At 52.7% G+C, this 12,817-nt stretch carries 10 protein-coding genes; 5 read left to right on the top strand and 5 right to left on the bottom strand.

Features of this window, described 5'->3' with window-relative positions; genetic code table 11:
* Nucleotides 1-62: 62 nt before the first annotated feature.
* On the bottom strand, nt 63-3,041 hold the full coding sequence (locus tag BUA40_RS03075; protein WP_083585241.1) for a glycosyl hydrolase family 95 catalytic domain-containing protein: 2,979 nt from the start codon (nt 3,039-3,041) through the stop codon (nt 63-65).
* A 156-nt stretch (nt 3,042-3,197) separates the two neighbouring features.
* Between BUA40_RS03075 and BUA40_RS03070 the strand changes: the two genes are divergently transcribed.
* Nucleotides 3,198-3,710 carry a hypothetical protein gene (locus tag BUA40_RS03070; RefSeq protein ID WP_072798205.1) on the top strand — a complete coding sequence of 171 codons (513 nt, stop codon included), beginning with the start codon at nt 3,198-3,200 and terminating at the stop codon, nt 3,708-3,710.
* Here the strand turns inward: BUA40_RS03070 and rsmG are convergent.
* Nucleotides 3,688-4,473: a 16S rRNA (guanine(527)-N(7))-methyltransferase RsmG gene (gene rsmG, locus BUA40_RS03065; RefSeq protein ID WP_255369180.1), complete on the bottom strand. Its 786-nt coding sequence runs from the start codon at nt 4,471-4,473 to the stop codon at nt 3,688-3,690. The two genes, BUA40_RS03070 and rsmG, sit on opposite strands and share 23 nt — an antisense overlap.
* Nucleotides 4,474-4,558: 85 nt before the next feature.
* Between rsmG and BUA40_RS03060 the strand changes: the two genes are divergently transcribed.
* The gene (locus tag BUA40_RS03060; protein ID WP_072798203.1) at nt 4,559-5,968 is read left to right on the top strand and encodes a hypothetical protein; all 1,410 of its coding nucleotides are present in this window, start codon (nt 4,559-4,561) and stop codon (nt 5,966-5,968) included.
* A 132-nt stretch (nt 5,969-6,100) separates the two neighbouring features.
* On the opposite strand, the gene BUA40_RS03055 is transcribed toward BUA40_RS03060, so the two are convergent.
* Both BUA40_RS03055 and BUA40_RS03050 read right to left on the bottom strand, forming a co-directional pair.
* The gene (locus BUA40_RS03055) at nt 6,101-6,661 is read right to left on the bottom strand and encodes an NUDIX hydrolase (protein ID WP_072798201.1); all 561 of its coding nucleotides are present in this window, start codon (nt 6,659-6,661) and stop codon (nt 6,101-6,103) included.
* A gap of 2 nt (nt 6,662-6,663) precedes the next feature.
* Nucleotides 6,664-8,052 carry a carbon-nitrogen hydrolase family protein gene (locus BUA40_RS03050; RefSeq protein WP_072798199.1) on the bottom strand — a complete coding sequence of 463 codons (1,389 nt, stop codon included), beginning with the start codon at nt 8,050-8,052 and terminating at the stop codon, nt 6,664-6,666.
* Between the two features lie 266 nt (nt 8,053-8,318).
* On the opposite strand from BUA40_RS03050, the gene BUA40_RS03045 reads away from it, so the two are divergent.
* Nucleotides 8,319-8,711 (top strand): hypothetical protein, encoded by a 393-nt coding sequence (locus tag BUA40_RS03045; RefSeq protein ID WP_072798197.1) that lies wholly within the window; start codon nt 8,319-8,321, stop codon nt 8,709-8,711.
* Nucleotides 8,712-8,714: 3 nt separating this feature from the next.
* Complete coding sequence (locus BUA40_RS03040; RefSeq protein WP_072798195.1) at nt 8,715-9,362, top strand: epoxyqueuosine reductase QueH; 648 nt, start codon at nt 8,715-8,717, stop codon at nt 9,360-9,362.
* Between the two features lie 66 nt (nt 9,363-9,428).
* Here the strand turns inward: BUA40_RS03040 and BUA40_RS03035 are convergent, their stop codons facing one another.
* Nucleotides 9,429-10,592: a pyridoxal phosphate-dependent aminotransferase gene (locus tag BUA40_RS03035; protein ID WP_072798193.1), complete on the bottom strand. Its 1,164-nt coding sequence runs from the start codon at nt 10,590-10,592 to the stop codon at nt 9,429-9,431.
* A gap of 35 nt (nt 10,593-10,627) precedes the next feature.
* On the opposite strand from BUA40_RS03035, the gene BUA40_RS03030 reads away from it, so the two are divergent.
* Complete coding sequence (locus BUA40_RS03030; RefSeq protein ID WP_072798191.1) at nt 10,628-12,805, top strand: YgiQ family radical SAM protein; 2,178 nt, start codon at nt 10,628-10,630, stop codon at nt 12,803-12,805.
* Nucleotides 12,806-12,817: the final 12 nt, after the last annotated feature.

Here is a 12,817-nt window from a genome sequence, read left to right as displayed (position 1 = left end):
TAAAATTAGCCCCAAAAAAGGCCAAAATTCCACGCGAAAGGGCATTTCGCGTGGACAAGTTATCAATATGCCTTGATTTTGAGCGTTTTTTGCAGGTTACCGCTCTTGACAACCGCAATGTAAGTCCCTTGCAGCAGGCGGCCATTTTTGCCGAATTCCACCAAAGAATTACCGCTACCCTGCCGTTTTGCCACCAAATTGCCATTTGCCGAGTACAGGCGGGCCTCAAAGTCGCCGTCGGCACTTACCATCAGGGCCACCGAGGCGCGGGCCATCGACACCGCATGAACACTGAGCGAATTTGCTACACGAACCGCCGTCGGAATCGCCGTCGGATCGCTATCGAAGCTGAACCAGTCGACATTCATCAGGTACGTGTCGCTTCCGTTATAAGTGAACTTGAGCTTCTGTTCGCCCTTGGGCAAATCGATCGCGGTCGAAGTTTCGTACCAGTCGTTCCAACCTTCAGTCTTTGCAGGGTCCACCGTAAGCGTCGCAAGCGCCTTGCCCGTAGAATCGGTCACCGCAATGGTCGACTTTTCTTCGGCACCAGAGGCCACGCGGGCGGTAAGCTTGTAAGCACCTGCAGCCGGAACCTTTACCAGGTATTCGCTGTAATCGCCGTCGTTAATCCAGCCGAGATTCGGCTCGCCATCGGTGTCGGGCTCTATCTGCACGCCGTCCATGGAGATGTAGCTTTCGGCCTGGATCTTGCCCGGAATGACCACCGGCTCGAACGGCTGGTTCGTGAGCTTGAGATTGCCATCGAATTCATAAACCTTGCCCGGAACCGTGGTGGTCGTAAACTTGTTAGAGCCATTCACCAGGTTGAGCGTCTGGCCCACATCGGACTTGATGGCCACATAAGTGAGCTTGCCTCCCTTCCAGGCCATGGAATCGATTTCAAAACCGCCGCGGGCGCGAATGCCCTTGATGCTACCGTCTTTCCACTGCGAAGGCAGTGCCGGCAGCAAGTTGATTCGGCCGTTGTGGCTCTGCATGAGCATTTCGTTCACGCCCGAGACCGCACCGAAGTTACCGTCAATCTGGAACGGCGGATGGGAATCAAACAAATTATTGTAAGTCTTGTTCGGCGTAAGCAGCATGCGAATCATCGTGTAAGCGTGATCGCCATCGTGCATACGCGCCCAGAAATTGATCTTCCAAGCCAAGGACCATCCGGTCGCATCGTCGCCGCGCTGCTTGAGCGTAACGCCTGCGCCCTTGATCAAGTCGGGAGTTTCTTCGGGCGTAATCTGTGCGCTCGGGAAAAGGCCGTACAAGTGCGAAATATGGCGGTTCTTGTTGTTCGGGTCATCCCAATCCTGCAGCCATTCCGTAATCTGGCCGTACTTACCCGTCTTTGTAGGCGGCAAGCGTTTTACCACCGCTTCCATCTTGGCGCGGGCATCTTCGTCGACGCCCAGAATCTTGGAAGCCTCGATGGTGTAATTCAGCACGTCGCGAATAATCTGGTTGTCCATGGTCGGGCCAAAGCAGACATTGTAGCCGCCGTGATCGTTTTCCGGAGAATCGCTCGGCGCCGTGACCAAGTACTTGTTGCCGGTTTCGGGCTCTTCGATAAGGCTATTCACAAAGAAGAGCGCCGCCCCCTTCATGGTCGAATAAACGTCTTGCAAGTAGGCCTTGTCGGTCGGGTTGAACAGGTAATGTTCCCACAAGTGCGTGCTTAGCCAGCCTGCGCCCGTAGGCCACAAGCCCCACGCGCCATCGATCGGAGCGGTACGGTTCCAGAGGTCGGTATTGTGGTGTTCCACCCAGCCTTCGTCTACGCCCCAGTGCACCTTGGCAGTCTTTTCGCCCTGCGGCACCATGCTCTTGATTTTGTCAATGAGCGGCCACACGCATTCGCCGAGGTTCGCCGTCTCTACCGGCCAGTAGTTCATTTCGAGGTTAATGTTCGTGGTGTACTTACTGCCCCAAACCGGGTTCGTATCCTTGTTCCAAATGCCCTGCAAGTTGGCGGGCTGGCCACCCTTGCGCGAGCTAGAAATCAGCAAGTAACGGCCGAATTGATAGTGCAATTCCACCAGAGAAGGGTCGTTCGTGGAATTGAAATTCTTGACGCGAGTGCTGGTAATGTCGCCTGCGCTCTTGTCGGGTTCGCCCAGGTTCAGCGACACGCGATTGAAAATAGTCTGGTAATCCTTGAGGTGCGCGGAGAGCAAGTCGTCGTAAGACTTTTTGGCCACCTTGGACATGATTTCGGTGGCGATGGAGCCCGGGTTGCCCGAGACATCGTTATAAGACTTGAAGTTCGTGGCCGTGGTGAGTACGAGCATTGCAGAATTTGCGCCCTGCACGTTGATTTTGCCGTTCGCGACCGAAACCGTGCCGCCGTCAGCCACCACGTTCAGGCGATTCTGGAACTTGATGGAATTCACCGTCACGTCGTAAACGAGCGTGTTGCCGCTGTTCGACATGCTGTTGCTGCGGTGCGGAGTCGTCATGGTGGCACCAAAACTCACCGAGCCGTTCTTGTCGGCCGTGAGGCGCACCACAATCACATGGTCCGGGTAGCTTGCAAAATATTCGCGGGTGTAGTTGACGCCGCCCGCCGTATACGTGGTCTTGGCGATAGCCGTCTTGAGGTCCAGTTCGCGGCGGTAATTGGTAGCGCCCGAATGCGACGTGGTAATCACCAGGTCGCCCACCGGCTGAAAGCTCGCCGGGCCCGGGCCAATCATATAATTAGAAACGATGGATTCTGCCGTGCGGTAGTCGCCACGGAACATGGCATCGCGGGCATCTTTCAAGTGGCTCGCCGCCCCCTGCTTGTTGTTGTCGCCCGGGCCACCCGACCACACGGTACTTTCGTTCAGGCCGATAATGTCTTTTGCGACACCCCCATAAACAATACCGCCCATATAGCCGTTGCCAATGGGCAAAGCGTCGGTAAACGAGGTACCCGCATCGCTATTGTACCACAATTTTAGGGGATTTTCGGCAGCGAAAGCCACAGGTGCAAACACCGTCGCCGCACACGCCAAAGTACCAAACACTAAGCCCAGCGTCTTCATAAGAGCTCCTAAAAATTTCCAACCACTATAAAATTAGCCCCAAAAACAGGCCAAAAACCGCCCCAAAAGGCACTTTGTGTTGATTTTTTATCAACACGAGGATTTGACAATTTTCTTCAAAATGTCGATAAATCAATAAAAACAGGAGTTCTACCAATGAAATTCATCATCGCGGCTATCAAGCAAACCCTGACAAACATATGGTTCTACGCCTTCTGGGGATTGGTCGGATTCGTCATAGGAGGTTTTGTCGCCTACGTGATCATCGAAGATAACGAAAGCGAAAAAGAAACCGTCAAAGAAATTGTCGCCGAAGTCGTCGGCCACTGTCCCGACAACTACCTGATCTGGGAAAAGCGCGATTACCTGATGCCCCTCACCACCAACCGCGATGGAAATTCCATCCTGATTTTCGAAAAGCACATCCGCAGAGGTTGCAGACCATTCTTGACCGGGAGCGAAACGCCCGAAATGCTACGCAAACTCGAAACTGACGATCCCAGAATCGATTCAGTTTATCATACGTCAATCACCGGTTCTGTCAACCTGACGACGCAAAAAGTCATTGTCATCGACACGAGCTATTGGGCAAAGGAACTTCCCAAATGCCCCGCAGACACTTCTGCAAACACTGCAAAAGAGGCGGCTACTCCACGCGTTCCAAAATAATCAGGGCGCGTTCCTGCGTGCTGTTGGGAATCGTATAGAAGTGCTGGCCCACGAACTTGTAGCCAAAATCTTCGGGATGGAAGGTCTTGAGTTCGTCGGCTACGGCGGGCCCCTTCATAAAGAATACGCGGCCGCCCACTTTCAGGGAATTGGCGATACGCGGGAGCGTCTTTTCCATCAATTCAAAAGCGCGGCTAATGACTCCGTCTACCGGGATGGTCATGCTGCGGCTAGTAACCTTGTGACCGAACACGTCGATCCCCTTGAGGCCCATTTTCTCGATAACCATATTCAAGAAATTGATACGATTCGGACGGGGCTCGCATAAGGTGAGGCGAATGGAGGGGTTCACAATCTTGAGGGGAATGCCCGGAAATCCGGCGCCGCTACCCACGTCAATCATGCGGGCAGGCCACTTGGGCACGTACGCATTGATGAGCGTGCAGTCTGCGTAATGACGTTCCACCATCGTTTCAAAAGCGTTCAGGCGGGTCAAATCCTGGTCATCGTTGTTCGCACGGAGCAACTGGTGGAATTCCCAAATCTGCTTGAGCGTTTCGGGCTGGAGTTCCACGCCATAGTAATGCAGCAACTTGTCGAGGCCCGCCAAAGACGGAGTCACACGCTTTCCGTTGAACAGCGGAAAGTCGGTGCGGGGAGCCTTGAGGTGCGGCACAAAGTCGCGACCAGCAGCAGAGGCGTTGCGGGAAGGCTGCCTCGAGGGGCCTTTCGAGAAGGGCTTTTTAGACCAGTTATTTGCCATAAAAACAAAAATAGAACTTTTCAGGGTGCAAAAATGAACCGGTTTGTGCAAAACGGCGTATATAGTATAGAGGCTCCCCTGAAAAATGAAGTTTTTCGCACTAACGCTCTATTTAACCGCCTTCGCTTTGGCGGTCAACGCCGCCACCCTTAACGAGGCTCAGGTTTTTGAATGGTGGGACGACGGAATCATTGACAGCGACGAGGCCCGTGAAATTTTAGACCTATTGGAAGAAGGCAATACCCAAGAGGCCTGCATTCTGGCCGAGGTGTACGCCCTAGAAAATTGCACCACCGACGAAACGCCCCAGCCAAAGAAGCAGCAAACAAAGAAGCCTTCCACAAAAAGGCAAGTCCGAAAAAGCGAGCGGCCGAGCATCGTTCCGCATGGATTCGCAGAATGGCGAGGCCGCACAGATTCCCTGGGGCATCTTGAAAGCCAACGTGCTGAAATCCGCATCAACTTTTACCGCTATTCGCTGCGGCTAGGTTCGCAGTCCCTGTTGACTTACAGGAACAAAGGCAGCGAGGCTCACTTCGGGCAGGTTTCCACTAAAGAAATCCACAGCACGATTCCTACAGACACCTTATGGGGCACCGTCTTACTTTACCCCTTAGGGGCATTCAAGGCGGGAGCGCTTCTGGATACGGCGATGACAACGCGACTATCCATGAATTTTTCGCCGAACAAAGATTTAGACTTGCAGCTGGCTTACTGGAATCATACACACCCGACCGACAGCGTCGAGCACCGTTCCTTTTCGTCGCAGGCGAAAGGCCGTTGGGGAAGTTTTGCAGCCTGGTGGATTCCCGAAAACAAGGGAGACCTACCTCTAATGAAATTGCAGCTGCAGCACAAAGAAAAAATGGAATTTGCCTCGCTGACTTGGAAGACGGACGCTTATGTCCACGGGGAGACCTTACCTCAAGAGGCTCATCTGGCAGCCACTATTGTCAAGAGCCGTTTTTGGGGCAGCCAGACAATCGGCGTCGCCACATTTGACCCTTGGAAAAGCAAACTCACCGTAAACGCCCGAACGCTCATTCCGCTTGAAGGCGACTCCAGCAAGACCCGCTTTAAAGCGACCGCCGAATGGGGGCCAAACGTTTTAAGGAGCGCCACCAGCGTTACATGCCTGCAAGCCGAAGACCATTGCCGACAAAAGGACTTGGCTCTAAATGCGCAATCTTCCTGGAGCATTGATCGCAAGCAGCTCATTTTCTCCGGGAAAGTCCGCGCAAGGCATACTCGAGACGAAGGCTTCGGCCCGCCTCGTTACGAGGCGGGGGTCACTTATGGGGTTGATGCTTTTAATAAGACGAGTATCGCAGTGACGGTTCCTAAAGGGAAGCCTTCGAGGGAACTGCAGTTACGAAGCAGCGCCGAGGTCGGCAATGATTTTTTGCAGCTGTCAATGGCGGTGACTTTTAGGCGAACACGCGACGAGGCGCTACACCCGCTGCATGCGGCGATCAGGGGGAAGGTATGTTTCTAGGTTCTTCGGATAAAAGCTGACCCTGAAACGATCCTGAAACAATCCTGAAACAATCCTGAAACAAGTTCAGGATGACAGCGAGGTTGGAAAGCTGACCCTGAAACAAGTTCAGGGTGACGTAGGGCGGGGGACTTAAGTGCGGCTCCACATGGCGCAATAAGTTTGGGTGCGGGCGGAGAGGCGTTCGTCTTTCAAGATTTCGCGGATTTGCTTCTTGTCGAACCACTGCGCCTGAATTTCTTCAACTTCGGAATCGCTGGGGCGGATTTCACCACCGGCCACGCCTAACACGACCACATTTCGCTCGTTAGAGAAACCTACAGCAGAATAGCTCGGCTTCCACACTTCGTCTATGCGCATAAGCGTAAGGCCGGTCTCTTCGCGGAGTTCGCGGGCAGCGGCTTCTTCGTAAGATTCACCGGGGTCAATGAGGCCGGCCGGGAAATTGTAGATGCTTTCACCCACGGCCATGCGGTATTCCTTGCAAAGCAGGAGCTTTTGACCGGTGCAATCGTGCATAATCATCACTACGGCATGGGGCTTCTTTTCGAGCATATCCTTGAGCCCCGTAATATCGGGATTGCGGCTGATCATTTCGTAGGTCTTGGCCTTGCCGCTGACCGTTCTGTAATGAATATCGTATCGAGTAATGAACTTGCCCTGGTGGATTTTTTCAATCGATTCAAATTCCATGATCACACCCCTTGTATAGTCTCGTAATAAATGCAGTCATGGGCACATTCGCCGTCGAAGGCCCCTTTGCAAATCGGCATTTTATAAAGCATCTGGGCTTCATCTTCGTTGCGGGAAATTCGCTTGCGCACGTAACCGATGTCCTGGAAGTTGGCTTCCTTACCCTTGATCAAGGCAGCGCAGGAATTGATCCACACCACGTTGCAGTCTTCGTGAGCGCACAAGTCAAAGGAACGGCGGAAATCGTAAGATCCCGTAGAGAACGACGGTACAATAATGAGCGTCAGCTTGAAACAGCGCATCAGTTGCTGCATGTATTCCGTTTCAAGGAAGTCCCTACAAACCATAATCGCAATTCGACCGACACCTTCAAAATGCAGGATATTGACGACAAGGTTTGAATTGATTTGTTCCAGATACCCGACACCGCCGAACACCTTGCGGAAAGGGTTCTGCTTGTTCTGCTTGCAAATCACGTTGCCGAACTTGTCCATGACCGTCACCACGTTGCGATTCTTGTCCCAGTAAGAGGGCAGAATAATCAGGGACGGAATCTTATCGGCGTCGGCCGGAGAAAGGGACTTGATTTTGCCGGCCACGAAATCCACCATCTTGGAATTTCCGAGAAGTTCCGGAAACACCACAATATCACTTTCGTTTTCGGCGGCAGTCCATATCTTTTTCCAGATGAGTTCGTTATCCGAGTCGAAGGAAGGATTTTCGTATTCGATGTTGAAATACTGCACCTTGTCCTTGTCGGTGAGCTGGACTTTAAAATTGCGTTCACGCCTTAAGGGGGTAGCTGCAATCTTTACGGCATTGCGTTCCTTGAATCGGGGAAACAGTTCCTTTTTCAAAAAGAAATGTTCATCAATGAGTTCCCCAAGCACCGAGTTTTCGATGAGCAATATATTGTAGAGGAAACTTTCGAGGTTGTTGTAGCGGTGCACCAGGCGGTGTTTGCGCTCCCACACGCAGGAGCAACGCGGCAAAATACCCACCCCCACCGTTTCGCGGTTAGTGTTCAATACAATTGAAAAAGATTCCTGTTCAAACTCCGCTATGGCTTCGTTCAATAGCAAAGTCATGGACCGATCCAAAATCTGCAATAATCCGAGTAGCGCATAATAATCGCGGTCAGCCTTCAAACGATTGACGAGCGATTTCAAGTTTTCAAGAAATTCGGTGGTCAAATTTTCGGAGGAAAGCTCGCGGACGCACACCCCTTCGCCGGATTCCAGAAACAATACGGGAATTCCTATCTGGACAATTTTTGTGATACGGGCTTTTTCGGCTGGGGAAACACAGCTGTATTCGACAAAGAATTTCTCCGAGCAGGAGTTTACGATATCAGAACACAGTTCCGCCACAATGTTATAGAGGTCCAGCATAATGAGGAATATAGTAAAAATGGTCCAAAATTCAAAAAATAAGCCAATTTTGCCCCTGTTTTAGGTGGATACAGGATGTTTACTCGGGTATACGCGATTTATACGATTTTTAGGCTTATTCCAAGTTGGAATATCTATTTTATGGGTACCCAAACACTCCCTGACGGCCCTAGGTTACCTCCTTTACCCAGGGCCGTCCTCTTTTTTATTGTCTTCCCCGCGAACGCGGGGATCCCCTTCCTCACTTAAATTCTATTTTTTTAACAATGATTATCGCTACAATCATCGGGGCAGTCGCTTTTTTGCCCTCTATCGCCTTGAATATCGCGCTCGCCTTGGGCGCCCCGCTCGGCGCATACGCCATGAATGCCCGCTACAAGGTGATTCCGCCCGAAGTCCGCAAGGCATTCATTGTGCCGACCACGATGCAGTTCGTCGCCCTTTTCGTGTTACTTTCGGCGGGACATGTTCTACCCGAGATTATCCCATTCATGGTAACGCGAATTCTCGCCTTCTTCTTTGCGCTTTACCTGACGTTCTATACCGCGACGGTTCTCTTTAGCACCGCCCATAAGGAACGCACCGTGATGGGGACTTTCGCCGTAATTACGGCCATTTGCTACTGGATTACCGCTTTTGGCACCTTAAGTTGGGAGTAGGCCATGGAACAGCAGTCCAACGCACCCAAGCATAATTACCAGCGCGACTTGGATTATATCATCCGCAGGCTGGAACGCACCGGCGAAGTGCCGACGCTCTTGTTGCATGCCTGCTGTGCACCCTGTAGCAGCTACACCATTGAATACCTATCGCAGTATTTTAAGATTACGCTTTTCTACTATAATCCGAATATCGCGCCGGACGAAGAATACCGCCACCGCGTCGAAGAAATCAAGCGGTTTGTGGCAGAATTCAAGACGAAGCATCCGGTCACGCTGATTGAAGGCGAATACGACCCGAAAAAATTCTACGACACCGTTCGCGGGCTTGAAAACGAGCCCGAAGGCGGCGCTCGTTGCCGCAAGTGTTTCGAGCTGCGCCTCGCTGAATCGGCAAGACTTGCGAAGGAACTGAACTGCGAATACTTTACCACCACGCTCACGATCAGTCCCATGAAAAATGCACAGGTGCTGAACGAGGTGGTGCAGGAGCAGTGCGATATTTACGGCATCCGCCGCCTGCCCAGCGACTTCAAGAAGAAGGGCGGGTACAAGCGTTCCATTCAGCTTTCCGCCGAATACAATTTATATAGGCAGAATTACTGCGGGTGTGTTTACTCGAAGCGGGATGCAGAGAAGAACGAGGTATGAGGTCGCTTCGCTTTGAGCAATGAGAATTGCAACAAATACTGTCTACTGCCTACTTCCTACTGTCTACTATTTCATTTTCTTTCTGAGGCACTCTAAGCGATTAAGTGCGTCGTAGAGGGTTTCGTCTTTCTTGGCGAAGTGGAAGCGAATCAGGTGATTCACCGGTTCGCGGAAGAAACTGGAACCCGGCACTGCGGCGACACCCACTTTTTGCGCAAGGTCGATACAGAACTGGTCATCGGACTTGTAGCCGAATTCGCTGATATCCATCATCACGAAGTACGTGCCCTGCGGCTCGGTGAACTTGAAGCCTAAATTGTGCAGGCCGCCGGTGAAGATTTCCTTCATGTGCGTGTAATGCGCTTGGAGTTCCTGATAGTAATCGTCACCGAAGTTGAGCGCGGTAAGTGCAGTTTCTTGCAGCGGCGAGGCGGCACCCACCACCGTGAAGTCGTGAATTTTCTTGATGCAGTTCATGATGGGTTCGGCAGCGAGCACATAGCCCAAGCGCCAGCCCGTAATGGAATAGCTCTTGGAAAGGCTGGAACATTCGATGGTGCGTTCGCGCATTCCCGGGAGCGTTGCCAGATACGTATGATGATGCGGCGCGAAGACGATATGTTCGTAGACTTCGTCGGTGATTACATACAAATCATATTTGATGGCGAGGTCTGCAATAATCTGCAGTTCTTCGCGGGTAAAGACTTTTCCGCTCGGATTCGACGGATTGCAAAGTACGAGCGCCTTGACGCCCGGCTGCTTCATGGCATCTTCGAGGACGTTGGCATCGAAGGTGAAATCGTGCGGGTCAAGCGGCACGTAAATCGGGCTTGCTCCGCTCAAAATCGTATCGGCGGTATAGTTCTCGTAGAATGGCGAGAAGATGACCACCTTGTCGCCCGGATTGCAAATCGACATCATCGAAACCATCATGGCTTCGGTACTGCCGCAGGTGATGACCATTTCGGTTTGCGGGTCGTAACGCAAGCCGCTGAAACGTTCCTGCTTTTTGGAAAGCGCCTCGCGGAAATTCTGGGCGCCAATCGTAAGCGCGTACTGATGCGGGCCTGTATGGGCGACTTCGGCCAGGCGGTCTTGCAAGGCCTTGGGCGGGTCAAAATCCGGGAAACCCTGCGACAAGTTGATTGCACCGCAAGCGTTCGCGATGCGCGTCATGTGACGAATGACCGATTCCGTAAAATGTTCAGTACGATTGCTTAAAGGTTTCATGGGAGGAAATTTAGAAATTTACTATCTTTCACTCTATGTACGATCCGCGCTTTTTACCCATCTGCAAAGAAGACCTGGACGAACTCGGCTGGGACTATGTCGATGTGATTATCATTAGCGCGGACGCCTACGTGGATCACCCCTGCTTTGGGCACGCCGTGGTCGGTCGCCTTTTCGAGCACGAAGGCCTACGCGTGGCAATTTTACCGCAGCCGAACTGGCGCGACGACTTGCGTGATTTCAAAAAGCTCGGCAAGCCCCGCATGTTCTTTGCGATTTCGAGCGGCATGGATTCCATGGTGAACCATTACACCGCCGCCAAACGCCTGCGTAGCGACGATGCTTTTACGCCGGGAAACAAGGCCGGATTCCGCCCCGATTACGCAACTTACACGTACGCCAAGATTTTAAAGAAGCTCTACCCCGATGTTCCGCTGCTGATTGGCGGGCTTGAATCAAGCCTGCGCCGCGTGACGCATTACGATTACTGGAGCGACAGACTTAAGCCGAGCATTCTGTTTGATACACAAGCCGACATTCTCGTGTACGGTATGGGCGAAAAGCCGCTGAAAGAAATCGTGCGACTCTTGAAGAAGGGCGTACCCTTCTCCAGCCTGCATTCGATTCCGCAGACCGCTTACCTTGCGCCCAAGGGACAAATTCCCACGACCAAGCAGTGGGAAGACTTGCGCCTGTATAGTTACGAGGAATGCCTCGCCAACAAGCGCAATCAAATTGACAACTGCCGCAAGGTGGACATTGAATGTAACAAGTGGTTCCAGCGCCGCATTCTGCAGGATGTCGCGGAACAGACCGTGGTGATTAACCCGGCATACCCGCCGCTGGAATACGGCGAGCTCGACGAAAGCTTTGAATACCCCTACGCCCGCGAACCGCACCCGCGTTACAGAAAGCGCGGCAACGTGCCTGCGTTTGACATGATCAAGTTCAGCATCAACACGCACCGCGGCTGTTTTGGCGGCTGCAGTTTCTGCGCCATCAACGCACACCAGGGCAAGTTCATCGCGAGCCGTAGCCGCGAAAGCATTCTGCGCGAAGTGGATTTGATTACCAAGATGGACGGCTTTGCCGGCACCATCACCGATTTGGGAGGCCCGAGCGCCAACATGTACAACATGCGTGGCCGTGATCCGAGCCGTTGCCAAAAATGCGCACGCCCCAGTTGCCTGACTCCGAAAGTCTGCGACAACATGGACACGCACCATCATGAGCTTTTGGAGCTTTACCGCGAAGTGCGCAACCACCCGAAGGTGAAGCACCTGTTCATCGGAAGCGGCGTGCGTTACGACATGCTGTTGCAAGAAACCGACGACAAGGAACTAATCCGCGACCACGAGGAATACGCTCGCGAACTCATCGACTATCATGTGAGCGGGCGCCTGAAGGTGGCCCCGGAACATACGAGCGATGCAGTCCTTAAGCTGATGCGCAAGCCGAGCTTTACGCTGTTCCACAAGTTCAAGGAATTCTTTGACGACGAATGCAAACGCATCGGAAAGCGCCAGCAGATTATTCCTTACTTTATCAGTAGCCACCCCGGATGCACCGAGGCCGACATGGCGGAACTTGCACTCGAGACAAAACAGCTCGGATTCCAGCTGGAACAGGTGCAGGACTTTACGCCGACACCGATGACGATTGCGACCGAGATGTTCTACAGCGAAATGACACCGGATGGCAAGCCACTTTACGTGGCAAAGACACCGGAACAGAAGCGCAGCCAGCGTCAGTTCTTCTTCTGGTACATTCCAGAAAATCGCCCGCAGATTCGCGCGACGCTTGAACGCCTGAAACTCGGCAAGATTGGCCGACTGCTCCTTAGCCGCAGCGCGAAGGCCGAAGGCAAGGAATTCTTCCCGAGCAAGGAGCGCGAAGAAAACGAGGACTACCGCCAGCGCGAACAGCAGAAACGCGAGCAGCGCGTTGTCACTATCGTGCCACAGAAATCCGGCGACAAGGGCCGCTGGGAAAATTCTGCCCGCAAGGAACGCCGCGCAGCACAGTTTGGCGAACCGCGCAATGACAGGCGCGAAGAGCGCAAGAGTTTCCATAGCGACCGCAAGTTTAACGGCAACAAGGGCCGCGACTTCCATTCCAACAAGGACAACCGCGGAAATCGCGAGCAAAACAACCGCAACGAGAAACGAAACAATTCTCCGGTACAGTTCAGTTCCATGCGCCGCGGAAAATAATACTAAGTTTTA

This window comes from Fibrobacter sp. UWT2 (genome assembly GCF_900142545.1).
Lineage (GTDB): Bacteria > Fibrobacterota > Fibrobacteria > Fibrobacterales > Fibrobacteraceae > Fibrobacter.
This window is presented reverse-complemented; position numbering and strand designations above follow the sequence as displayed.